The sequence below is a fragment of the Bradyrhizobium sp. LeoA1Lang genome, from assembly GCF_055413685.1.
The window spans coordinates 22,276-47,919 of record NZ_JBVAPG010000036.1; the positions used below are offsets into that span (position 1 = coordinate 22,276).

Annotated in this window: 14 protein-coding genes and 1 pseudogene; 10 read left to right on the plus strand and 5 right to left on the minus strand. The window is 63.6% G+C overall.

What is annotated here, in order from left to right:
* Positions 1–87 precede the first annotated feature (87 nt).
* Genes ACZYOF_RS14890 through ACZYOF_RS14900 form a run of 3 tightly spaced genes read right to left on the minus strand, consistent with a single transcriptional unit; the run spans position 88 to position 2,997 of the window.
* Entirely contained in the window at positions 88–1,086 is a 999-nt protein-coding gene (locus ACZYOF_RS14890) for an SIS domain-containing protein (RefSeq protein ID WP_130579735.1), read from the minus strand.
* An 11-nt stretch (positions 1,087–1,097) separates the two neighbouring features.
* Positions 1,098–2,054, minus strand: coding sequence for an N-acetylmuramic acid 6-phosphate etherase (locus ACZYOF_RS14895; protein WP_130579736.1), 957 nt, complete (start codon positions 2,052–2,054; stop codon positions 1,098–1,100).
* Positions 2,055–2,073: 19 nt separating this feature from the next.
* Positions 2,074–2,997, minus strand: a complete 924-nt coding sequence (locus ACZYOF_RS14900) for a glucosamine kinase nucleotide-binding domain-containing protein (protein ID WP_463716220.1) — start codon at positions 2,995–2,997, stop codon at positions 2,074–2,076.
* A gap of 116 nt (positions 2,998–3,113) precedes the next feature.
* On the opposite strand from ACZYOF_RS14900, the gene nagA reads away from it, so the two are divergent.
* From nagA to ACZYOF_RS14950, 10 genes and pseudogenes are all read left to right on the plus strand, one after another.
* Positions 3,114–4,298 (plus strand): N-acetylglucosamine-6-phosphate deacetylase, encoded by a 1,185-nt coding sequence (gene nagA, locus ACZYOF_RS14905; protein WP_463716221.1) that lies wholly within the window; start codon positions 3,114–3,116, stop codon positions 4,296–4,298.
* Entirely contained in the window at positions 4,299–5,501 is a 1,203-nt protein-coding gene (locus ACZYOF_RS14910) for an aspartate kinase (RefSeq protein WP_463716222.1), read from the plus strand.
* Positions 5,502–5,830: 329 nt separating this feature from the next.
* Positions 5,831–6,511 (plus strand): TonB-dependent outer membrane receptor, encoded by a 681-nt coding sequence (locus ACZYOF_RS14915; RefSeq protein WP_463716223.1) that lies wholly within the window; start codon positions 5,831–5,833, stop codon positions 6,509–6,511.
* Positions 6,504–7,076 (plus strand): RNA polymerase sigma factor, encoded by a 573-nt coding sequence (locus tag ACZYOF_RS14920; RefSeq protein WP_463716224.1) that lies wholly within the window; start codon positions 6,504–6,506, stop codon positions 7,074–7,076. Before ACZYOF_RS14915 ends, ACZYOF_RS14920 begins: the two co-directional genes overlap by 8 nt.
* A 119-nt stretch (positions 7,077–7,195) precedes the next feature.
* On the plus strand, positions 7,196–8,167 hold the full coding sequence (locus ACZYOF_RS14925) for a FecR family protein (RefSeq protein ID WP_463716225.1): 972 nt from the start codon (positions 7,196–7,198) through the stop codon (positions 8,165–8,167).
* 141 nt (positions 8,168–8,308) lie between these two features.
* Positions 8,309–19,822: a filamentous haemagglutinin family protein gene (locus ACZYOF_RS14930; RefSeq protein ID WP_463716226.1), complete on the plus strand. Its 11,514-nt coding sequence runs from the start codon at positions 8,309–8,311 to the stop codon at positions 19,820–19,822.
* Positions 19,823–20,380: 558 nt separating this feature from the next.
* Positions 20,381–21,082 (plus strand): TonB family protein, encoded by a 702-nt coding sequence (locus tag ACZYOF_RS14935; RefSeq protein WP_463716227.1) that lies wholly within the window; start codon positions 20,381–20,383, stop codon positions 21,080–21,082.
* The gene (locus ACZYOF_RS14940; protein ID WP_463716228.1) at positions 21,082–21,597 is read left to right on the plus strand and encodes an RNA polymerase sigma factor; all 516 of its coding nucleotides are present in this window, start codon (positions 21,082–21,084) and stop codon (positions 21,595–21,597) included. Before ACZYOF_RS14935 ends, ACZYOF_RS14940 begins: the two co-directional genes overlap by 1 nt.
* 69 nt (positions 21,598–21,666) lie before the next feature.
* Positions 21,667–21,801, plus strand: a pseudogene (locus tag ACZYOF_RS14945) (DUF4880 domain-containing protein); the annotation flags it as partial.
* Between the two features lie 75 nt (positions 21,802–21,876).
* Entirely contained in the window at positions 21,877–22,647 is a 771-nt protein-coding gene (locus tag ACZYOF_RS14950) for a FecR family protein (protein WP_165421180.1), read from the plus strand.
* A 100-nt stretch (positions 22,648–22,747) separates the two neighbouring features.
* On the opposite strand, the gene ACZYOF_RS14955 is transcribed toward ACZYOF_RS14950, so the two are convergent.
* Together ACZYOF_RS14955 and ACZYOF_RS14960 are read right to left on the minus strand one after the other, a co-directional pair.
* The gene (locus tag ACZYOF_RS14955) at positions 22,748–24,151 is read right to left on the minus strand and encodes a class II fumarate hydratase (RefSeq protein WP_463716229.1); all 1,404 of its coding nucleotides are present in this window, start codon (positions 24,149–24,151) and stop codon (positions 22,748–22,750) included.
* Positions 24,152–24,313: 162 nt separating this feature from the next.
* Positions 24,314–25,636 (minus strand): cation:dicarboxylate symporter family transporter, encoded by a 1,323-nt coding sequence (locus ACZYOF_RS14960; protein WP_463716230.1) that lies wholly within the window; start codon positions 25,634–25,636, stop codon positions 24,314–24,316.
* Between the last annotated feature and the right edge of the window lie 8 nt (positions 25,637–25,644).

Here is a 25,644-nt window from a genome sequence, read left to right on the forward strand (position 1 = left end):
ATTAAAAATATTAATCACAAAAAAGGGATGGCGCTAAAAACACGCAAGATCCAAATGGAACGTCTTGGCGTTAGGGCCGGTCAGCCGTCAAAACGTCTCGGTGATCTTGCTCAGGCGAGGGGGACGATCCGGGTCAAATCCGCAGGCGCGCGCCGTCTGCTCGATCATCCGATAGGCTGGAACGAGCATGGTGATCGGGTCGGTGGCGGGGTCATCCTCGGCCAACCAGGGCAGCGAGCCATGCGGACCGCCGCATAGATGCAGCGCGATCTTTTGCTCGCGCAATTCTTCTGCCAGCGCGTCCACCGTGGCCGCCGTTTCATCCATGAGGCGCATCATGACAACCGGCGTGCGCGATGATAGCGCGGCCCGCGGTCCATGCTGCAGCTCGGCGGCGCTCAGACCAATGGAAGGCAGGCGCAGGATTTCCGAAAGTTTGAGCGCGATCTCCCGCGCCGAGCCTAGGCCGAGGCCCCGCGCCGCCACAAACACGGCTGACGCGTTGGCGAGATCATCGGCAATCCCGGACCAGTCGAGCACCAGTGCGCGGTGCAGGCGCTCGGGCAGCCTGTCGAGGGCTGACCGCAGCGCGTGATCTTCCGCCAGCTCGGCAACAAGTCCGGCGCTAGCGGCCATCGAGCCGATCACGGTCTTGGTCGCGGCTATGGAGTGCTCTCTGCCGGCTTCGATCGGAATGACGAACTCCGCTTCGTCAGCCACCGGCGACGACGTCGCATTGACGATGGCGACGGTGCGGGCGCCCGCTGATCGCGCCGACCTGGTCGCCGCAATAAGATCCGGGCTGCGCCCGGATTGCGAGATCACGATGAACAGCGCATGGCGCAGCATCAAGGGCGTGCGAAATGCCGTGATCACCGAAGGAGCGCTGGCTGAAACGGGAAGGCGAAGCCGCGTCTCGACAAGGTATCTTAAGAAAACCCCGGCATGCCCGGAGCTTCCCCGGCCGCACACGACGCACAGGGGGGCGGAGCCAATCCCAATTCGCTGTGCGATGTCGCGCGTGGCGGCGCGGTTACGAACAATTTTGGCGACAACATCCGCGCTTTCACCGATTTCGCTCGCCATCGCGGATGTTGTCACGGCTCAACCTCTCCGCCTTGCTTGCGCGCCGGCGCTTCCTTGTGATGCCGGTCAACATCCTTGACGAGATCCTTGGCGAGTTCGGCAAACACGCGCCGAAGATTGCCGTCACAGTTTTTCAGAATGGCCTCGGCATCAACCCTGTCGACACCCAACGCCAGAAGGCTTGCCGTCTTGATGTCTCCCTCGGCCTGCTCAAGCGAGCGTGCCGCGTGCGACGGATCACAGTGCGCGATTTGCGCTACCATGGCCTCGGCGCGCCGCTTCAGCTTGGCATTGGTCGGCTGCATGTTCACCATCATGCCGCGATACACCCGGCCAAGGCGCAGCATGATCCCTGAGGAGATCAGGTTGAGCACAACCTTCTGCGCGGTGCCCGCCTTCATCCGCGTAGAGCCGGCGATCAGCTCGCAGCCGGTCTCGATCAAGATCGGAAACTTTGCCGATGCCAGAAGTGCGGTGCCCGGATTGTTGGCGACACCGATTGTCACCGCACCGAAAGAGCCCGCCTGCTGCAGCGCCGCGACCGTGAATGGCGTTGTCCCGCTGGCGGCAACAGCGATCACCACGTCGTGCGGCGTGAGCCGCGCGGCATTGATCTGCGTGACCGCATCATCGACATCGTCCTCCGCGCCCTCGACGCTGGTGACGAACGCGCTGTCTCCGCCGGCGACGATGAAGCGGACACGCTCGTTAGGCCAGGCGAAGGTCGGCATCAGCTCGGCGCCGTCCTGGACCGCCACGCGGCCCGAGGTGCCGGCGCCGACATACACAATGCGTCCGCGATCGCCCAGCGCCGCTTTGGCCGCTTCGGTCGCCGCAGTGATCGCGGGAAGGGCATGGCCAATCGCCGCGACTGCCGCAAGCTGGCCCTCCCACATCGCTTCCATCGCTGACGTCAGCGACCATGCATCAAGATCGGCAAAGCGGGGATCTACTTCTTCGGTGGCCATATAGTTGATCCGTGCGCCATCAAACGCTGAACTTTGAAGCCTGTTCATGGTCAGTTTCTCTCCCGGGCAGGTCAAGCCGCCCTCGCGCCACCAGCAACGCGCCGGCCGCCGCGTCGGCGTCGGGACACCTCAGGCGGGCGCGCAGGTCAGGCGTTAGCCAGGGCGTAATGGCATCTGCGAGCCCGCCCACCAATGAGAGCCGGTCAATTCCTCTCGCCAGGAACAGATCGAGCAGATCACCAATGGCATCGGCCGCGCGTTCGACAATGCGACGGCCGACCGGATCGCCCTGATTGGCGTGCCGTATCACGATCGGCGCGAACGCAGCGTAGTCTGTGGCCCTGGCTTCTTCAGACCAAGCCACGGCCTGATAAGGATCATGATCGAATGCACCCAGCACCTCTGAAAGCAATGGGGTCAGCTCGCTGCGGCGATCCGCGGCCCGCAGCGCCAATCGAACAACCTGCAGGCCGATGTCGGCGCCGCTGCCTTCGTCCGACACGGGAAAGCCGTAACCGCCGAGACGGATTTCGGAGCCGTCGATCAGGCCGACACCCACCGAGCCCGTGCCGGCTACCACGATGGCCCCGTCCGCGCCGCTATGGGCACCGAGACAGGCCGCCAGGCCGTCGCTGATGAAGATGACAGACGCAAAGGGGTGCGCGATCTCGTTGAGCGCCGCTTCCGCGCCCCGGCGACCAAGACCGGCAAGGCCAATTCCAGCGTGCATCCGCGCGAAATCCTCGCGCGTCAGTCCAGTCTGTGCGCCTGCCGCTTCAGTGGCCTCCATAATGGACCGCCAGGCCTTCTCGAAGCCAATCCGCGTCGTGGCAGGCCCCGAGCTCGCTTCACCGAGTACCCTGCCGTTTTCGTCCTCGATCCGGGCACGGCAGCGGGTTCCGCCGCCGTCAATGCCGAGATACGTGGTACCTTTTGTTCCCATGGAAAGTTAACGCGAGGGTTTCGCTCCGGGTCCTCCCAAAGCCCTAGGTGTACATATAAAGTCTTGTACAGGACTCGCCTCACGAGTCCGTGACTGCCGTTCTCGGATCAATACTGATGGGCCACGCCGGGTCTTCCGTCTCTCTCACGATTGCCGCACAGCACATCTTTGATGGTGCCGAGATGCGCGGGCCGGGGTCGGTCAGGATCTCGCAGGGGCGGATTGAAAGCATTACCTTCGGCGAGGCGGAGGCACGCGCCTCCATCCACCTTCCCGCAGACGCGATCCTTGCACCCGGATTCATCGACATCCAGGTGAACGGAGGCGGGGGCGTTCTTCTCAACGACCAGCCAACGGAGGCTGGCGTTCGACGCATCGTTGAGGCGCACCGCAAGCAGGGGACCACGGGCTGCTTGCCGACCCTCATCACCGATCGCAGCGAGGTCATCGAGCGATTGGCTGCAGTCGCCCAGGCTTGTCTGAAGATTCCCGGCGTGCTCGGCTTTCATCTGGAAGGGCCGGCCCTCAACACGTCTCGCAAGGGCATTCATCCGGAAGCCGAGATACGCGTGCCCGATCGGCGCGATCTTGCCGCGATCAAGAGTTTTGGGGGCCGCGGCTGCTCCATTGTGACCTTGGCCCCGGAATGCGTGCCCGCGTCCATGATCGACGAATTGATCGGCGCCGGATTGCGTATCGCGGCCGGCCACAGCGACGCCACCGCGGCCGAAATCGGCCAGGCGGTTGATCACGGTGTCTCGGGCGTGACCCATCTGTTCAATGCCATGTCGCAGTTGAACGCCCGGGAGCCGGGCTTGGTGGGCGCCGCGCTTTGGGATGACCGGCTGTTTGCGGGGATCATCTGCGACGGCATCCACGTTGACCGCGCTGGTTTGCGCGTTGCCTTCCGCTGCAAGGGACGCGATCGATTGATGCTGGTCACTGACGCCATGCCATTGGCTGATACGAACGACCGGCAATTCATGCTGCAGGGAAGGCAGATCACGTTGCACGAAAATCGCCTGACTGGCCCCGATGGCACACTCGCGGGCGCTCACCTCACCATGATCGAAGCGGTGCGCAACGCCGTTGCGCTCGCCGGAATCTCCCTTGTCGATGCCCTCATCATGGCCTCTCGGACGCCAGCTGCATTTCTGGGCCTGGAGTCCGAGCTTGGACGGATCGCGCCCGGATACCGCGCGGACCTTGTCGCCTTCAATCCGAACTTTGAAGTCGTCGGCACATGGATCAGCGGTGTCGGTTCTATGGACGAGACAGGCGAGGCTTCTCACCGAGGTTAGATGCGCAACCATCCCATCATCGTGCAAAAATATGGCGGTGTCTGTCTCGAAACACCGACGAAAATTCGCGCGGTTGCGCGCAGTCTCGCCGAGCTGCATGGCCGTGGTCATCGTGTCGTGGCGATCGTCTCCGCCATGGGCAAGACCACTGACCAGTTGATCCAGATGGCTTATCAGGTAAGCCCTGCTCCCAATCGCCGTGAACTCGACATGCTGCTGACGACCGGTGAGCGCATCAGCATGTCCCTGATGAGCATGGCGCTTTCCGACCTCGGTGTATCAGCGATCAGCTTCACCGGCAGCCAGGCCGGCGTGATGACCGACGACTCCCATTCCTCGGCACGCATTCTGGATGTACGGCCCATTCGCGTGCGTGAGGAACTCGATCGTGGGCGCGTTGTGGTGCTGGCAGGATTTCAGGGCGTGAACCCGGCGACCAGGGAAATCACCACGCTCGGCCGCGGCGGCAGCGACACCACGGCCGTTGCGATGGCCGCGGCGCTGAAAGCCGAACGCTGTGAAATCATCAAAGAGGTCGACGGAATTTGTTCGGCCGATCCGCGCATCGTGTCGGATGCAAAGCCCCTGCGGCGCGTGGACTTCGCATCCCTGTCCGAAATGTGCTTCTGGGGTGCAAAGATCCTGCATTTTCGCAGCGTAGAGCTGGCGCAAAGTCAGGATGTGCCTCTGGTTCTCAAGCAGTGGGGTGGCGTTGAACACAGCACGCAAGTGATGAAAGAGGTTGCAGGCATGGAAAACGGAAAGGTTCTGGCCGTCAACTCGATGGCTCGCATTGAGCATGTGGAAATCGATTCCAAGGATCTCAATCACGGTTTCGAGAAATTCGCGCAGCATCTCAAGCAAAACAGCCTGTCCTGGCCGCAGCTCCTCGCCTCGAGCTTCACCGCGGGAAAGACCAGCATGACCGTGGCTTGTGATTCAGAGTGGCTCGACGCCCTATTGCGCACGCTGGAGCACGCTAAGGATCTGCGCAAGCAGCGCGAGGCTTCAAGCTCGGTGAGTCTCACCTGCTTCGGCGGCGTTTCGTCGGAATTGCCGTTCAGGGCGTTGCAGGTTCTCGGACATCACGGGATTGTCCCCGACAGTTATGTGTTGTCGCCGCATTCGGTCAGTCTGTTTGTGCCTGTGGAGAACCGGGAAGCCGCGGTCAAGGCGTTGCATTCGCTTATCCAGCACACATAAAGCCGAGCGCGAGCTAAGGGGTGAAGCGGTGGCCTGGGTCCGCCGTTTCCGCATCGAGCGTGACGTGATTTGGCAAGACATCGACGACGTAAATCGGACGACCACCTAAAGCCTGAAGCGGGCGGTGCTGCCGTTTGGTGGCTCGGTCACGAACAGCCGGACGCTCGCAAAGCCATTGACATTATAATATCAGCATCGCAGCGACCCGTGTGTACCACGTCCGACATGGGATTGTGACACTGGCTGGCTAGGGTCCGCGACACGCGCTTATGAATTTGGGGGTACGTTTGACGATGAACAGGCCGGTTGTGAGGAACCGGTGGCGATATTTGCGCTGGGTCGTGATCTTCGGTACTGCAATCGCCTTCATCTCCGGCAGCCTCCGCGCGGCCGATCATCGCTTCGTGTTCGACCTCCCGGCGCAACAACTTGCATCCGCGCTGGAGACGTTCAGCGCCGTGACGGGAGTCGTCGTGCTTTATGACGGAAACTTGGCGGTGGGCCGCACCTCGGTCGAGGTGAAAGGCGAACTGCCCTCCGATGTGGCACTTCAACGGTTGCTTAGGGGTAGTGGGCTCGTCGCGCGATACACGGCTGACGAGGCGATCGTCATTGTGCCGGACGCTCCGGAACCGGCGATTGCGCGCTCACCCTCTGCTATCGCCAAGGCGGCGCTGGCGAACCGCGGCAGGGACGAGCAAGGCTATTTCAGCCTGCTGCAGGCTGGCATCGGCCGCGCCCTGTGCAGCACTGCGCGGACCAGACCGGGGGACTACCGCCTTGCCATGAAATTCTGGATCGGCCCGGCTGGCGAGGTGATGCATCCGGTCCTGCTCGGCTCGACGAACGACCCGGACCGGGATGCAGCGATCCTTGACGCGGTGGCTGCCGCCTCGATTGGCGAGCCGCCGCCGGCCGGGCTGGCGCAGCCTTTTACATTTGTGATGCTGCCGCGCTCCTCCGGCATCGTTAACTGCGCCGCCGAGGGGAAAGGGCGGAGCCATGGATAAGCTCCGCGATCCCTCCGACGACAGCGGCGACGCGAAAGAACCCGGCCGCGACGGTATCGGAGACGGCTCCGCCCTGCGGACCCTGTTCGTCAAGCGCTATGCCGATCTCACGCGCCGCCTTGCGCGGCGGCTGGGATCACAGGAATGGGCCGAAGACGCGCTGCACGATACTTATCTGCGGCTTGCGGGAGGCGAAAGCGTCGGAACAATCCGCAATCCGCTGGCCTATCTCTTCCGCATGGCCATCAACACTGCTCTGGACCAGCGTCGCGCCGAACAGCGACGCCTCACGAAGGCCGACATCGACGCCGTGATCAATGTCCCCGATGATGCGCCTGGACCCTTGCAAGTGGTCGAGAACCAACGGGAGATAGTCCGGCTGAGCGACATCATCGCCAAGCTTCCGGCGCGGCGGCGGGAGATACTGTTGGCGGCGCGTGTTGACGGAATGACACGCCGCGAGATCGCCGCGCGCTTCGGGATTTCCGTGAGCATGGTCGAACAGGAACTGCGGGCGGCGCAGGAATATTGCGCCTCGCGCTTCAAACGGAACACGCCCAAATGATGCGGGAGAGCAAAATTTGTTGTGCGGCTTTGCCGGTCGAAAAACGTCTTAGGGATGAACGTCAGCAGCCATGGAGATGGTTCGCCACAGGCCGGCATGGGCCTCGGGTGGAGTTATAGATGGTTCGTCCGGACAATGACGATGCGCTGGATCCGCTGGAACGTGAGGCCTATGCCTGGATCAGGCGTCTGACCTCCGGCGAGGCGACGTCCGCGGACGTGGAGGCGCTGAAGCACTGGCAAAGCCGGAGCGTCGCCCACGCGGAAGCCTTTGCGTCCGCGAGCCGGCTGTGGGGCGCAATGGGGCCGGCCGGTGAGCATCTGCGCAAAGGGCAAAGCGTCGGCAATGCCACCCGTCGTCCATCCGTGCTGACGCGGCGCCATATGATCGGCGGTGCGCTCGCGGCTTCCGTCGCCGGTGCCATGGTGATACGGCCGCCGTTCGGGATGTGGCCCTCCTGGTCCGAATTGCGCGCAGACTATCGCACTCAGGTTGGCGAGCAGCGCCGGATCACGGTGATGGACGGCGTATCGATCCGGATGAACACGCGCACCAGCATTGCCCTCGGCACGAGGGACAGTGGAGCCGGCATCGAACTGGTCGCCGGGGAGGCGTCGATCAGCGTTCCTGCGCCGGTAACACGACCGTTCGTCGTGGAGGCAGGCGGCGGCCGCGCGAGCACGCTCAATGCCAATTTCGAAATCCGCGTTCTCGACACATCGACCTGTGTGACCTGCCTGCGTCAGCAGGTCGACGTCAGCTATGGACAGCGCACGGTGACGCTGCGCGACAAGCAGCAGGTTTCCTACGGCAACGGCGTGTTGGGCGCGGTCGCGGACATCGATCCGGAAGTTGTCTCGGCGTGGACCAACGGCGTGTTGCTGTTCCGCATGACTCCGCTGTCGGACGTGGTGGCCGAGTTGAACCGCTATCGCTCGGGACGCATCGTTCTCCTGAATGCGCAGCTCGGCAGCCGTCCCGTGAACGGCCGCTTCCGCATCGACCGGCCCGACGAGGTGTTGACGCAGATCGAGCAGGCGTTCGGCGTTACCCGCAAGACGCTGCCCGGTGGCGTCGTGCTCCTGAGCTGACGCCGGTAACGGACCCCGGCGGAACTGTCATCAAAACTTCATAACATTCTTCTGTGGGGTCGCGCCTCGGGAAACGTCTCAGCACCGAGGCCCGTGGCTGCGCTCCTGCCGCTGCGGGCTGCTGTTGTCAGAGGTGCCCGCATGTCCATTCGCCCGTCGTCCGTCCGCTCCATCCATATGTCGTCCGGGCGCGCGTTGCGGCGGGGGCTGCTTCTCGCGACGGTCAGCATGGCGGCGTTGTCCGCAGCAGGGTCGGAATCTCTGGCGCGTCCCCTGGGGAGCTATGCACAAGGCTCGTCCGGCGCTGCCGCAGCGGCGGCGCAAGGCGTGATACAGGCCGCACGGCAAGCGCAGGAGTCGATCAACCGCGCGACGCTCGCGATTCAGGCAAGGCAAGCGGCGCAGAACGCGGCGAGGGCGGCGGCGCTCGCAGCAAGGCCAAGTGGTATCCCGGACGGCCTGCAGCCGGGTGGCCTGCAGATCGGGGCGGGGGTGCGGATGCCCGGCGGCGGCATCAATCCAGATCTCTGGCGCGGAGCGGACCTGCCGACCGAGACCGTGAGCGGGGATCGCACCCAAGTGAGGGTCGATCAGACCCAGCAGAAAGCGATCCTGACCTGGGACAGCTTCAACGTCAGCGAGCGCACGGATCTGCGGTTCAATCAGCAGGGTCGCGCCGACTGGTCGGTCCTGAACCGGGTGCTCGATCCGTCAGCGGCGCCGAGCCGCATTCTCGGCACCATCAAGGCCGACGGCGCCGTCTACGTGATCAACCGCAACGGCATCATCTTCGACGGCAGGAGTCAGGTGAATGTCGGCAGCCTGATCGCGTCGTCGCTCGATATTCATGGTGGCGCGATCGAATATCAGGCGGGCGCGACCGAGCAGCAGAAGCTTGCGGCACGCAATCAGCGCTTCATGGACGGTATCTTGGCCGCTAATCCGCCGTCCAACGCAAGCGTGCCGCTGACCTTCTTCGACGGCACGAACATGAACGCGGTTGCCGACCGCACGAAGCCTGGTGAGACCTTCGCGGCATATGATGGCGTGACGGTGGACGCGGGCGCGCAGATCGCCGTCGGCAGTTTCGGTCAGGCGGTGCTGATGGGCCACAACGTGGTCAATCGCGGTCGGATCGATGCGCCCGACGGTCAGGTGCTGATGGCGGCCGGGCGCGGCGTATTGCTGCTCGACGGCACCAAGCGGGATGCGCTCAAGGACGGGTGGGGCGCAGATATCGGTGGTCCGCCGATCCGCGGCTTCCTTGCGGGAGTGGATCGTGGCGGCTTCACCGAAAACTCGGGCCTGATCATCACCGAGCGCGGCAACATCACGCTCACCGGCAAGAACGTCAGCCAGGACGGCGCGCTGATCTCGACGACGGCAGCGGAAGCCGCGGGATCGATCCTGATCCAGGCCCAGTCAGGCATGGTCAGGGGCACGAACCATACCCGGGATCTGACGGGAAATCCGAACAATCCCGCCAGCCTGACTGAGGGTATGTTCCCGAACATAACCGGTGAGGGAGGTGCCGCGGAATTTGGCGAGGGCAGCTACGCGGCCATTCTCCCGGATTTCAGCGGCGAGAAGGTGGTCGGCAATCCCTACAAGCCGTCGACGGTCGACGTCTACGGCAACAGCATTGTGTTCCGGAAAGACGCGGTGTTGTTTGTTCCCGCCGGCGACATGCGTCTTGTTGGCGTGAAGAAAGACGGGCGAAATTCATCAACGCTCAACGACAGCCGGATCTACATCGACTCTGACGCAATCCTCGATGTCTCAGGATTGCGCGACGTCGAGATCGCAATGGAGCAGAACACCATTCGCGCCGAGCTGCGCGCCAACGAACTGCGCGACAACCCGGTGCTGCGTGATGGCAGCCTGCGCGGCACGACCGTCTATTTCGACGCCCGCTACGGTGCCAAGCTGACGGACGGAACGGGCGTTGCCGATCTGTCCGGCTACTACGATCTGATCCCGCGCGATGTCGCCCAGTTCATGACGGTCGGCGGCAAGATCTCGATGGCCGGCATGGAGGTAATTGCCCGCGAAGGATCCGTTATCGACCTGTCGGGCGGCAGCGTCCGCTACCTCGATGGCTACGTGCGCAGCACGCGCCTGATGACGGCAGGCGGCCAGTTGGTGCCGATCGAGCAGGCGCAAGCCGGCGTGGTGTACCTCGGCGTGGAGGGCGATTTCATTCGCAACCATGAACGCTGGGGCATCGTCGAGCGATACGTGTCGCCTTTCGGCAGGACCGGGGCCAGATTCGAAAAAGGATACACCGAAGGCCGCTCGGCAGGATCTCTGTTGCTGAACAACGTCGTCACGGCCAGCTTGGGCGGAGGCGACAACGTTTCCACCGATGCCATTCGTATCTTCGATGGCGAGGTCCGCGCCGATGTCGTCGTCGGCGAGCGCCAGCGCGATGCCTCGACCGGAGCCGGCGTCACCGATGTGACGCGCATCTGGCACGAACGGCCGAGCCTCGGGACGCTGAATATGGGCTCGAACTACAGGATCATCACCTCTCAGTTCGACGCCAATCCGATCGGCGGCAGCATCATCATCGGCAGCGATGGCCCGCGGCTCGGCAAGGACTTTGGTGCCGACACCGCTCTTCTGGACTACACGCACGATCTCGCATCGCTGTACGGCTCCGTACAGGCCTATCAGCATGTGCTGCCAGAAGCATGGTTCGACGGCTCGACTTTCGGCAACGTCACGCTGATATCCGGCGGCGGCAAGAACGGCGTTCTGACGGTCGGCGAAGGCAAGACCGTTGACGTCGGCGCTTTCGGCTCCTTCACGTTCGTCGGCCGGCAGGCCGAGATCGACGGCGCGATCAGGGCGCCGGGCGGAAAGGTGCACGTCGAAGCTCTGCGTTCGACGTCGCCGGCAGGATCGACGTCGATCGCCTGGGATCAGATTCCGGAAATCGAACGTCCGATCATTCATCTGGGCGAATCCGGCGTCATCGACGTTGCCGGGCGCTGGACCAGCGATCGTTCGGGTGCGAGCAACGTGTCGCCAGTCGTCAATGGCGGCAAGGTCGAATTGATCAGTCGCAGCATCATACTGGACAAGGGTTCGCTCATCGACGCAAGTGGCGGCGCGCACTTGTCGAGCAACGGGAAGGTCGAGGCGGGCAATGGCGGGTCGATCCTGATCGATACGGTCACCCCATACATCAGCACGAGCAGCGCCGCAGGCCTCGCGAACGGGCGGCTCGAGATGAACGGCGATATTGTTGCCTATGCGCCAGGCAGAGGTGGCTCGCTCACCATCGATACGCCTGACGACGTGGTCATCAGTGATCACACGGTGTTGTTCGCGGATGGGGTCCTGCCTGCCGGAACGGCCGCGCCGCGGAACATGATGCTGGCGGCGGACTTCACCCTGAAGACGGGTGATGTGCTGCCGGTCGATTTCCAGTACGTGTTGAACAGGCTGGCTGCAGGCGAAAAGGCGCCTGTCGACGTAACCCTGTCAGGTCCCACCACCACCATCGGATCTGGCGGCTTCGTCGTTCCTCCGGGGATGAGATACCGCAAGTTTCCGCTCTCCACCTATTACGGCGCAGGAGAAACCATTCCAGCCGGGACGAGGGTCTACGGCACGCCCACACTGGCGAAAGGCTTCGCGCTTCCGATCAATCTATTCCCGAACGGCAGTGCGATCACCGCCGTGACCTTGACCAAGCCGGCTGGCTCCGTGGCCGACGCACCGCTCACCCTGAAAGCAGGGACGATCATTCCCACTGGCTCCGTTCTCTCCTCCGCGAGCCAGGTCGTTGCACCAAGGGTCCTTGCCGCCGATTTCTTCACCAAGGGGGGCTTTGCAAGCTATACGCTGAGCGGCGCGCGGGGCATGACGGTGACGAGCGGTACCGTCATTGCGCCGACAGTCGATATGCTGATGCTGAACGCCGCTGCAATCCAGGCGCCGAACGGCGCCAGGCTCTACGACCTGCTCAACCAGCAGAACGGCGTCGCGCTGCTCAACTCGTCCGAACGTCCTGCTGGTCTGCGCGACCAAATGGAGCTCACGCTCGGCACCGCGCCGTTCTCGCCGGACGGAACAGCACGGCCCGTGCGCGTCACCGGGGCATATCAGACCTCCGAGTTCGTCACGGTGGCCCGGCATCCGGGCCGGCTGGTGCTGGAGACCGGCGCCGAGATCCTGATGGATGCCAAATCCACAGTCCGGCTCGACTCGCTCGTCGATGTGTTTGTCGATGGTACGATCTCGACACCCGGAGGAACAATTCATCTTGTCCCCAATGGCACGCAATCAACCTATTTGAATGCGAATGTGCGCCTGGGCGCGAATGCCCGCTTGCTCGCAGGCGGCTACCAGGAATCCGTCCCGACAACCTATGGCGAACGCCGTTCGGTCGAGGCGGGCGGCCTGGTTCAGATCGGCGTCCTGCCGGTGAACGGCGACAATCGTGCGACCCAGGGCGCGGTGCTGATCGATCCGCATGCGGTGATCGACGTATCCGGCGTTCATGGCGTTGCGGATCTGGACCGTGGCGGCGCATCGACGCTCTCGAAGTCCGGCAGCCCGTACACTCCGGTCGAAGTCGATGGCGCGGCGGGGGCGATCACCATCTATGCCAATAGCGGCGTGATCGCTGGTGATCTCCGGCTGTCGCCCGGCGGCGCCAGCGGATATGGCGGCACGCTGACAGTCGCCACCGGATTCACCTATCCTCAGCTCTTCGCCATTGTCGTTGCGCAGTCTGCGCCGGCTGGATTTGCGGTCACGCAGAACTCGCTGGCTTCCGGCTATTCGTCGCTGCTCGTGGCCGCGAACGCGGTCAACCGTTCCGGCGCGGATGATCTTTCCCTACTGCCGGCCGAGTTCACCAACAACCGCGGCATCATCTTCGATGGCGACGTCACACTCGCGACGCGCCGTTCGATCACGCTTGCCAGCTATAATCTCAGCACCGGCGCTGGCGTTTCGGCCGTTGCCGGTTCGGTGAACCTGACATCGTCCTACGTGCGTCTGCAGGGCTACAGCTCGGATTACCAGGGTGGCATGTCCGCTCCGTCCGGCACGGACGGGCGGCTGACGATCCATGCCGATCTGATCGATATCAGCGGCGGCACCAAGCTCGGCGGCTTCGGCCAAACATCCTTCGTTGCAACGGGCGATGTCAGGCTTGCCGGCAATTCCGGCGTGGCCGGCACGCTGACGACCGCGGGCTCGCTCCTGTTCGATGCGGCCCAGGTCTACGCCGCGCTCGGTCGGGCCGGGCCGTATCTGGCGGACGATCCGCGCGAGCTCGCGGATACCAATCCGGGCTTCCTCGTCGATGCAGGCCGTTCGATCACGGTGCGCTCGAACGGCCGCGCGGCGCCGGTGCCATTCTCCTATGGCCAGCGACTGACCTTGCGCGCGCCGATCATCGACCAGGGCGGCGTGATCCGCGCGCCGCAGGGACAGATTCGGCTCGAAGCCGGCCAGACGTTGACATTGCGGCCGGGCAGCCTGACCTCCGCGTCGCTCGAAGGGCTCGTTGTTCCCTTCGGCTATCTGACTTCCGATGGTCTGTTCGGCGGGTACCACAAAGCGGGCTATGTGCCGACCAAGTCGGTGAAACTCGCCGGCGCCGATGTCGACGTCCAGCAGGGCGCGGTGGTCGACGTCAGCGGCGGCGGCGATCTCCTCGGCTGGTCGTTTGTCGGCGGCAACGGTGGATCGGTGAACGTCCTCGCCGACACCTCCGTCGAGCGCTACGCGATCCTCCCGAGCCTTGGCGCTGCGCCTGCGCCCACGAGTGACAATGCGCCCGCAGCCGTCGGCGGCACGGCGCCGCTGCAGGACAGCCGGCTGAAGGTGGGCGACACCGTCTATCTTCAGGGCGTCCCGGGCCTCGCGGCGGGTTACTATACGCTGCTTCCCGCACACTACGCGCTGCTTGCCGACGGCATGCTGGTCGAGCCGTTCGGCAGCAGCTCCGCCGCAGCGTATCCTACCGTGAAGTTGGCCGACGGCTCGGTGCTGGCGAGCGGCTATCGTGCGGTCGCCGGCAGCAGCATCCGCGACGCCGGCTTTTCCCGCTTCAAGGTGATGGATGCGGCAACGTGGACGCAGTACAGCCAGTTCAACACCCTGTCGTTCAATACCTCCGCCCATGAACTCGCACAGGCGGCCGAGCTCCCGACGGTGCGAACGCCGCAGGACGCAGGCGTGATCATGCTCGCCGCCGGCAACAGCCTGAACCTCGCAGGCACGGGGCGGTTGGGCGCCAGCGCCGGCGGGCTGCTTGGCAATCTCGACGTCTCGGCGGCGAAGATCGCGCTTGTCAGCGGGGCAACCGCGACGCCGACGGGCGTGCTGCGCCTCGACGCGCATCAATTGGAAAGCTTCGGCGCCGGCAGCGTGCTGATCGGCGGGACGCGCGCCTATGGTGCAACCGGAACCACCGTTACCGTCGGCGCGAGCGAGGTCACCGTCTACAAGAACTCCGAGTTCTCCGCGCCTGAGCTCATCCTCGCGGCGTCGGGAACAGTCGAGGTCCGTAACGGCGCGTCGCTCACGGCACAGGGGGTGGCGTCCGTGGACAGCAATCCGCTGCTATTGAGCGGCAACGGCGCCTTGCTGCGGCTGTCCACAGGAGAGCGCGTCGGCCTCGTGCGCACGGGAAGCAACGGCACCGCAGGCGTGCTCACCGTTGGCGACGACGCGGTGCTGCGGGCTGCGGGCTCGATCTCATTCGACGGTGGCAACGCCATCAACCTGTCCCCTCGTGCGGTCTTTCAGGCCGCGCAGCTCGATCTCGCCTCGGACATCGTCAATCTGGGCGACGTGCCGGCCGGCACCGCGGGGACAACCTTCACCGAAGGCATGCTGGAGCGTTTTGCTGCGGCTTCCGACCTGCTGATCCGCGGACACCATTCGATCAATCTCTACGGCGACTTCCAGCTCGGGCAACACGGCGCAGCCGGGACCGCAGCGCTCAAGGCGCTGACGCTGGATACCGCATTGCTGCAGGGCGTCGGCGCGCCGGCGCGTCGGCCCAGCATCACCGCGCAGACGCTGGCGCTGCGCAACAGCGGCGCTTCGGGGACCTATGCCGGGCCGGATACGGCGGCCGCGCTGAACCTCGACGTTGATCGCCTGCTGCTTGGACCTGGTAATGTCGTACTCGGCGGCTTCCAGGCACTGCAGGGCAGAGCCGGCGAGATCCGTGCGTCTGGAAGCGGCACGTTCAACGTGATTACCGCCGGTGCCGCGGGCACGGGTGGCGTGTCGCTTGCGGTTGGGCGGGTCACGGCGGAGGCTCAATCCGACTATGCGCTCGTGACCACGGGCAGCCTGCAACTGAACAAGGGCGCGTTTGCCGGCGCCGCTGCTGATCTCCCGATTGGCGGCCGCCTGATGCTGCAGGGCACGAGCGTCGTGTTCGACACCCAGGCGATCCTGCCGGCCGGCGTGATCGACATCCGCGCGACCAGCGGAGGATTGGTTGTTGGGTCCTCGGCGATGCTCGACGTCTCCGGCCGCGCCGTGGATTTCCGCGACGTCGTGCGCTTCGCCCCAGGCGGCGGCGTGACGCTTGTGGCGGCTGGCGATCTCTTGCTCGCGCCCGGCTCGGTCATCGACGTGTCGGGATCAGCGCGCGGCGGCGATGCGGGCTGGATCGATCTGACCGCTGCGCGCGCGCAGATTGACGCCGTTCTCCGCAGCAACGTGGCAAGTGGCTACGCCGGCGGCTCCTTCACGCTCGATGCTGATCAACTTGGCAGCACTTTCTCTGACCTGAACGGCAGGCTCAACGCCGGCAACTTCGATCGCGACATCACCGTGCGTTTGCGCGCGCAGGATATTGCGCTTCTGGCCGGCGAGCGTCTTTCGGCGCATCGCGTGATGCTGCGCTCCGATAGCGGCTGGATCGACATCCAGGGCACGATCGCCGCGGCAGGCGACGAGGTGATCGCCGACGGCGGCGACGTGCGTCTGATCGGCGAAAAGGGCGTTCGGCTCCATGCCGGCGCCCGCATCGAGGCCCAGGCCGGGCCGACGGCGGCGGACGGCTATGCGCCGGCCAGCGGCTATGTCGAACTGGCCTCGACCGGAACGCGTAGCGGCCTCACCGACACGAAAGGGATTGATGTCGACGCGCGCGCCGTGATCGACGTGTCCGGTGGCCGTGAGGGCGGCGGCCGCATCCTGATGCGCGCGAACTACGTGCCGGTCGCCGGAGACGATCCGCGCAACGTCTTCCGCGTCGCGGCCGGCAACACCTCAACCTATGTGGGCGCGCGAGAGAAGGTTCTGGTCGGCGTCCACACCTATGACGTGGCTGCTGTCGATGCGGCGTTGGTGACGCAGGCGTTGGCTGACCTGCAAGCCATGCCGGCAAACGCGGTCACGGGCTTCGCCTCGATGGGCGGAGCGCTGTTCCGCAACACCAGCGGCGATCTGACGATCGCTGCCGATATCGATCTCGGAGGGGCCAGCCTGAACCGTCCGAGCTGGATGGGCTTCGAGGCCGGACAGGACATCCTGGTCAATGCCACGATCAGTGACAGCTTCGACAGTGCCGCAAAGGGCGCAGCCCTCAAGTCGGCCGCGCCCGATGCGGGAGTGACCGGGACTTCGTTCAACTTCAACTTCGACAGCGGTCGCGATATCGTTGTCGGCGCGGGCGAGATCATCCGCAGCGGCACCGGCGAGATCCGGATGGATGCGGGACGCGATCTCGTCCTCACCAGCAACACCTCGGTGATCTATACCGCGGGCGTGAAGACGCCGACCAAAGCAGGGTTTGTCGTCGGCGCCAAGCAGGGGGACTATCCGACCGCGGGCGGCAACATCATCCTCAACGCGGGACGGGACATCACGGCACCCATCGTCAGGCAGAGCACGTCCGCCTGGCTCTATCACTACGGCGAGACCAACTGGACCGGCGATCCCGCTGCATCGACCGTCAAGGACCAGACGAGCTGGTCGATCGTGTTCGGCAATTTCGAATCCGGCGTTGGCGCACTCGGCGGCGGTGACGTGCGCGTGCGTGCAGGCCGCGACGGTAGGGACCTCTCGGTCGCAATCCCGACGACGGGACATCTGACCACGCCGACGACACCGCAAGGCCAGGCCGGTCCGGTTGCCACCGCGCAGGACCTTTACATCCGCGGCGGCGGCAATCTCGACGTCCGCACCGGGCGCGATCTTCTCGGCGGCGTGTACATGCTCGGGCGTGGTCATGCGGAACTGAGCGCCGGCGGACGTATCATGGCGAGCGGCGCGCTGGCGCCGCTGCGGACCGGCAACTGGACCGCATCGCCGCCCTACACCACGACCACAGTCAGCATGCTGGTGGGCCTGATGGACGCCACCGCCAGCCTCAGCGCGGTCGGCGGGGTTGCCATCGAAGGGATTTACGATCCCATGCTCATCGGACAGGTGGCCGGCAATCACAACGGCAACGTCGGTTCCGCGTTTATGAGCTTCTCCGAACGCGCGGCCGTCGATGCGGTGTCGGTCGGTGGGGACGTCGTTTACTACGGCAACCCATGGCGGGCTCCCGATCTCAGCCTCGGCGGCGCCTACGAGGTGCAGGTGAAGACCGTCAGCACACCGGATCCGAGGCCGCTGTTGCTGGAGCGGTTGAACCTCCTGCCGCCGACCTTGCGGCTGGCTTCGCTGCAGTCCGATGTCTCGATCGCAGCCAAGGCGCGGACGTTCGGCATCTACGTGCCGATGCTGCTTGCGCCGGGGAAGTCTGGAACGCTCGAGCTTCTTGCCAATGACGATGTTCTGCTCGGTCAGGGGCAGATGATCCGGCTCGACGATACCGGGCTTGCCTATCGTCGCGGTCCGCTGGCGCCGTTCGGCACCGACAACAATGTCTGGCTGAATCTCGGCCTAGGCACTGCGCTGGCGCAGCCGATCGGGGCCAACACCAATTGGGAGCGCGGCTTCGATCTTCTCCACGCCGGCGATGCCGATCCCGTCCGGCTCTATGCGCTGAACGGCACGATCGGCACGATTCTGGGGTGGGGCGTGACCGCGCCGAAGCCGGTCGATGTCTACGCCGGCAAGGACATTCTCTACGGCGCGATCATCGCGCAAAACAACAACCCGTCACAGGTGTCGAGCGTGATCGCCGGGCGGGACATCATCCGTCCCCAGATCGCGTTCCTCGGGCAGGGCTCGTTGTGGGTCGAAGCCGGCCACGACGTCACCTTCAACGCTCACGACAATATCGGAATGCGCGGCGGCATCATGAGCACCGGCAACGTGCTGGTCTCGGGCTTCACCGAAACCCGCGCGAGCACCGACAATCCGAACCTGGCGCTTCCCGACAAGGGCGGCAACATCAATATCATCGCCGGCACCGCCGGCGGCGCGGACTATGCCGGATTCGTCGATCTCTATCTCGATCCACGCAACGCGTCCGATCCAGCGTTCCCGCTGTCTTATCCGACCAATGCGGGCAAGGTAGTGCGGACCTACGAGAAGGAACTGGCCGAGTTCCTCAAGGGCCTCGGTTACGACGACCGTCCGGCGGATGAGCAGCGTGTGCTGTTCGCATCGTTGCCCAGGCTCACCCAGCAGGCCTTCCTGCAGAAGGTGCTGTTCACCGAGCTCAAGGAGACCGGCATCGACTACAACAACGCGGACAGCCTTCGCTTCAAGCAGTACACCCGCGGTTATGCCGCGATCCAACGCCTGTTTCCGGTATCGCCGGACACCATGAGTGCTGGGGTCGGGGGTGATATAACGCTGCGTGGCGGCGTGGTGCAGACCCAGTCTGGCGGCGATATCAGCATCATGGCGCCCTACGGCAAGGTCGCCGTGGGCTATGACAGCGAGATCGCCAAGAATCTCGGATCGGGCGGCGTGGTCACGCGGCGCGGCGGCGACGTCCGCATCATGGCTGACGGCAGCATCGACCTTTACGTCTCTCGCGTCTTCACGTTGCAGGGCGGTGATCTGACGATGTGGACCTCGAACGGCAATATCAGCGCGGGCGCCGGCGCCAAGACATCGGTCTTCAACATTCCGCTGAAGTTCGCGATGGACAACGACGCACACGTCTCTGTCGACGCATTCGGCCTTTCGACCGGCGCGGGCATCGGCGTGCTGGATGCGCTGCAGGGTAGCGGCGATGCGGTGGCGCAGCAGCCTCCGTGGAATCCGCCGGCCGGCACATCGGGCGCCCCGCAGCAGGACACACCGGTGCGCAAGAAGAGCCGCATGGATCTGCTGGCCTTCCGCGGCGAGATCAATGCCGGCGACGCAGGCATTCGGGTGGTCGGCGACTTCAACATCGCTGCGCTCCGCATCGTCAATGCCGCCAACATCAGTGTGTCCGGGGCGGCGACGGGGCTTCCGACCGTGCAGGCGCCGAACATCGCCGGCCTGACCGAAGCCTCCAACGTGGCCGGCTCCGCCGCGCAAACGGCGACCTTGCCAGCAGCAGCGCGCGGCGGCGAGCAGCCTTCGATCATCATGGTCGAATTCCTCGGCTTCGGCGGCGGCGACGGCAGTCCTGAAAACGAAGAGCAGCCAGGCCGCAAAAACAGGCAGAGCTACGACACCAACAGCGTGTTTCAAGTGGTCGGCAACGGCACTCTGACGCCCGAACAGGCGCAGGCCCTTACCGACGAGGAGAGACGGAACTCCGCTCGTTGATCGGCAAATCCGCGGAGATAAGGTATCGCAGCTTCGGGTAGCGTGGCGAAAGGCGGTAGCATAGCCGTCTCGACGCTCACCGACCCGTCTAGAGCATATTCGGTTCTGATTGAATCAGAACCGAAGCTCTAGATTCTTGTTTTGACGCGTTTCCCACCTGAGCTGCTTGCGTCACCAAAACAATGAGCATGCGGCCTGCGGGAATCGGCAGCCAGCGGTGGAAACCCGGCAGGCGCACTCACTTGTCATTGAACAAGGATGCCCTGGTCCCTCGTAGCGCCGAGCGGCCGGGAATATCGTCTGCCGGCTGATCCTAGCGATCTCCATCGTCAATATGCCCGGATTCGATTTGCGACAAGGACGGCCTCGATACTCTCGATGACGCCGGATCGAAAATATTGGCAATGTGGCGAAATGTATTCATGCAATCGATCGTTTTGACGCGTCGAGCCAAACATGGACCGGCTGTTCATCGTTCACGATGTGTCTGCCGCGGCGTCCTGACATCTGAGTGTAACACAGCTTGCCTAATGTCGATCTTCTGTGAAGGTTCTGTGAATGGGGATCGTGTTGACTGGGATTGTGCCAGTATCCGCGCAGTCCCGGCGCTTTTTGTTGTGCGGGACGCTGGTGTTCGTCCTCTCGCTCTGTGCGCAAACGACGGCTGCCCAAGAACGCCGCATTGAATTCAACATCCCTGCCCAAGCGATCGACAAGGCTTTAGACGCCTTCGGCGCCATCGGCGGCGTTCAGATCTTCTATGAAACCGCTCTCACCGCTGGCCGTCAATCGAAGGCGGTCAACGGTGTCTTTGCTCGTGAAACCGCCCTTCGTCTCCTGCTGGAAGGCTCAAACCTGACCGCTCACATCATTGCGGCCGACACGATCACGATTGCGCCGTCCAATGCAACAGACGCTGATCTTCATCAGGCGAAGCGCGCTGCGGTCTCTTACTATGGCTTCATGCAGGCCGGCATCATGAGCGCGCTGTGCCGGAGCGCCACGACGAGGCCGGGCACTTACCGGCTGGCGATGCAGTATTGGATCGACGCCCCGGGGCGGATCACGGAGCTCCGGGTGATCCGATCGTCGGGAGACCAGCAGCGTGACGGTGCGATCGCGCAGGCAATCCGCACCGTCGTCTTTCAACCGCCGCTTGTGGATATCCCGCAGCCTGTCACGCTCGCGATCGAACCGAGCCCGCCTCAAGATCTTGCCGGATGTATGCCCGACCGCGTCGACGCAGAACGGGTGCGATGATGTCGGACACGGTTTGGGCTTCACTGCGGCGAACGTTCTTCGTTCGCTATGACGAGATCAGAATCCGGCTGGCGCGCTCTCTTGGGTCGAAGGAGCTTGCCGACGACGCGCTGCACGACACGTATTTGCGTCTGCATCGCAGCGACGCGATTGGGGTAATCCAGCAGCCCGAATCCTATATTTTCAGGATCGCATTGAACGTTGCGACGGACAAGCGACGCGAAGAGCGGCGACGTGCCTCGCAGGCCGAAGTTCTGGCGTCGATCCGGCCCCAGGATGAAGCGTTGGACCTCTCGCGGGAGCTCGAAGCGCGCTCCGAGGTCGAGGCCTTGAAAAGAGCTTTGGCCGAGTTGCCGCCCCGCCGTCGTGCCATCCTGATCGCAGCCCGCGTTGATGGTTTGAGCCATGAAGTCATCGCCGAGCGATTCAACATCTCTAGCACAATGGTGCAGAAGGAGATACGCCGGGCGGTCAGCCATTGCGTCGAACGGCTTGGGAAAAGTGAATCGCCCTGACGGTGAGCTGTCAAGGAGATGAAACGATATATGAGGAAGAGAACATTCAACCCATGATTTTGAGCCATGATGCGAGCGCAATCTGAAATCCTGCAAGGCGAAGCGCTGGAGCGGCTCATGCATGCGACCTCCGGGCATGCAACCGTCGCCGATCTGCGGGACCTGGAGGCGTGGCGGACGCGGAGCGCGGCGCATGCGGATGCCTATCGTCGGGCGCTGGGAATCTGGGAGTCGCTGGGAACTGCCGCGCGGGAAGCCAAGACCGCGGCAGATCACGTGATGATCGCTGGTCAGGTTCGCGCAGGGGGCAGGCCCGTCGGCCGTCGGGCTTTCCTGATTGGAGGCGCGGCGGCCGCAGCAGCCACGGTCGCCGCCGGGTTCGTTCTGCAGCCGCCGCTGGGCTTATGGCCGTCTTTGCCTGATCTGATGGCCGATTATCGCACCGGCGCGGGTGAAAATCGCGCAGTTGCGTTGGCCGAAGGTCTCTCCATCGAAATGAACACACGCACCAGCATCGTTCGTCGTCCTTCAGATGATGGGGAGGAGCGCATCGAGCTGCTTGCGGGCGAGGCGGCGATCGCTGCTGCACAAAACGCATCGAAGTCCCTGACCGCAATCGCCGCCGACGGGCGCGTGTTTGCGGCAAGAGCGCAAGCTAATCTGCGCAATGATGCCGGCGCAGTGCATGTCACTTGTCTTAGCGGCTCCGTGCAGGTCGAATGTGGTGGCCGTACCGCAACGCTTCGAGCGGGCGAACAACTCGCCTACTCCCCCCAGCTCGTCAGCCCCGTTGCTGTCGTTGATCCAGCGATGATTACGGCCTGGAAACGAGGATTGTTGATCTTCCGCGATGAGCCGCTGGCGCAAGTGCTCGACGAGGTCAACCGCTATTGGCGCGGAAGGATCGTTCTCCTGAACACCGATCTTGGTCACCGCCGTGTCACGGTTCGGATCGAACTGGCGCGTATCGAAGAGGTGGTTTCCTATGTTCGAAGCGTTCTGGGCGCGAAAGTGCGGACGCTGCCCGGCGGCGTCGTGATTCTGACGTAGCACAAACTTCACAAAAAAAATCGGGCGCGATGGTTAGCTGGATGCGCCCGCCTGCGGGACAGAATCGCGCTCATCGTTCGCATTGGAATCAGAATCGCTACTATCGGTCTCGGTTTCCGATCCCTGCCATGAGATGCGGATCGACGTGACGATCATAGTCCTCGGCGCTAACAAAACCGAGTGCCAGCGCAGATTCGCGCGGTGTCGTGGACTCGCTCAACGCCTTGGCGGTGATCTTCGCGACCTTGTCGTAACCGAGGATCGGATTCAGAGCGGTCGCGAGCAGAAGGGCGTTCGACACGTTCCGATCAAGCTGCCGCCGGTCGATGTCCAGCTCATGAATGAGACGCACCGCAAAGGTCCGGCTGCTGTCCGCGAGAATCCGGATCGACTGCAGAATGTTGTAGATCAGCACGGGTTTGGCGACGTTGAGCTCGAAGTTGCCCGACGCGCCCGCTGCCGTGACGGTCGCGTGATTGCCGATCACCTGGAATGCGGCCTGCGTCACCACTTCGGCGATGGTCGGGTTCCGCTTGCCCGGCATGATGGACGAGGTCAGCCCGTCATGCGGGATGACGAGCTCGCCCAGGCCGCAGCGCGGGCCGGAACCCAGAAACCGGATGTCGTTTGCGACTTTGAGAAGGCAGACAGCAAGCGTGTTGAGCGTTCCGGAAACTTCAACCAGAGTGTCGTGTGCGCCCATCCCCTCAAACTTGCTCGAGTTGGATGTGAAGGGCAGGCCGCTCAAAGCGCTCAGTTCATCGCAGAACGTCACATCGAAGTCGGCCGCCGCGTTGAGGCCGGAGCCGACCGCGGTCCCGCCCTGCACGACGACATGGAGGCGAGGCAATGCCCCTTCGATCCGAGAGATGCAGTTGTCGATCTGCGTGTAGAAGGCCTGAAAAGCGTGCCCCATCGTCATGGGAACCGCATCCATCAAATGCGTGCGTCCGATCTTCACGACGTCCGAAAAGGATGCTGCCTTCGCTGCGAGTTCGTCGCGCAGCGTTTTCAAAGCCGGGAGCAGGCGGTCGCGTATCTCCAGCGAGGTGGCGATGTGCATCACGGTTGGAAAGCTGTCGTTGGACGACTGCGAGCAATTGACGTGATCGTTGGGATGGATCGGTGCCTTCGCGCCGAGAGGCTGACCCAGCATTTCGTTGGCGCGGTTGGCAATGACCTCGTTGACGTTCATGTTGGTCTGCGTGCCAGAACCAGTCTGCCAGATCGTCAACGGAAAATGATCGTCAAAGCGGCCCTCCCGTACTTGCACGGCGGCCGCCTCGATCGGCTCGCCGATTGCCCGATCAAGCGCGCCAAGTCGAACGTTGGCACGAGCCGCCGCGATCTTCTGCACGGCAAAAGCGCGAAACAGACACGCGGGAAAACGCTCGTCGCCGACTTCAAATACCCGGAGCGCGCGTTGTGTCTGTGCACCCCAGTAACGATCGGCCGGCACTTCGATGGCGCCAAATGCGTCATATTCGATGCGTGACTGGACCACGTTGGCTGTCCTCCCGTGGAGATCGAAACCGGCAATCAATTTCGCCGCAACAAGTTGAACTGGAGCATTTTCGAGCGAAGTGGACACCGGTTCGCGTGAAGAAAACGCGTCAAAACAAGAATCTAGAGTTTCGGTTCTGATTCAATCAGAACCGAAAATGCCCTAGGGAGTTTCGACGCGCTTCCAGGCGGTCTCGTCGAACTCTCCGGCCAGCTTCGCGACGACCACCGTTGCCACCGTGTTGCCGATGACGTTGCACGTTGCAAGCGCGATCGAGAGAAAGCGGTAGACGCCGAAGATCAGCGCGAGGCCGTCGACCGGCAGAATTCCGGATGCCGTCACGGTCGCGGCGAAGACGACGAAGGAACCACCCGAGACCGTGGCCGCGCCCTTCGATGTCAAAAGCATGATGGCGAGGATTCCGATTTCCTGCTCCCAGCTAAGCGGCACGCCATAGGCATTGGCCAGAAAGATCACGCCCATCGACATGAACAGGGAGGTGCCGTCGAGATTGAAGGCGTATCCGGTCGGCAGGACGAGCCCGACCGTCTGCTTCGAGGCTCCATACGCGGGCAGCTTCTCCAGCAGGCGTGGCAGCACGCTTTCCGAGGAGGCGGTGCCCAGCATGATGATGATTTCCTCGCGGATATAACGCAGCAGCCGGAAGATATTGATGCTGAACATGGCGCAGACTGCGCCGAGAACCACCACGATGAACAAGATGACCAAGGCGTAGAACGTCAGCACGAAGTATGCGAGCGAAATCAGGACGGCTGTTCCATTGGAGCCGACGGCGTAGGCAACGGCGCCGAACGTTCCGATCGGTGCCAGGGCCATGATGATGTGGATGAACTCGAAGAACGCGGTCGAGATCGTGTTCAGTCCGCTCTCGATGGGTGCGCGCTTCTCCGGCGAGAGCGCCATCAGCCCGAAGCCGAAGATCAAGGCGATGACGAGAACCTGAAGCAACTCGCCGCGCGCGAAGGCCCCGACGAAATTGTCCGGGAAGACGTTGAGCAGGAACTGGTCGAATGTCGTGTGCGAGGTTGCCGCGGCCTTCGTCGCGGCTGCGGCGCCTTTGGCTGCTGTTGCCGGCGCAGTGACATGATCGAGGTTCTTGCCGACCCCGGCGAGGTTTCCGAACAGCAGGCCAAGCGCCAGCGCAATCGTCGAGACGATCTCGAAGTAGATCATCGCGATCAGCCCGACCTTGCCGACACGTTTGATGTCTCCGGCCGCGACGACACCGACCACGACCGTGAGAAAAACCAGCGGTGCGACCGCCGTCTTGATCAGCCGCAGGAAGATATCACCGAGGATCTTCAGGGAAGCGCCGAATTCGGGCCACGCAAGACCAACGACGATTCCGACAACCATGCTGACGGCGACCTGGAGACCGAGGTTCTTCCACAGGGCTTTCTTCGTTGGCTTGACAGTCTGTCCGAGAGCGATGTCGTCGCGCTGCGTTGTCGCCATGGCGGCCATGGTGTCCT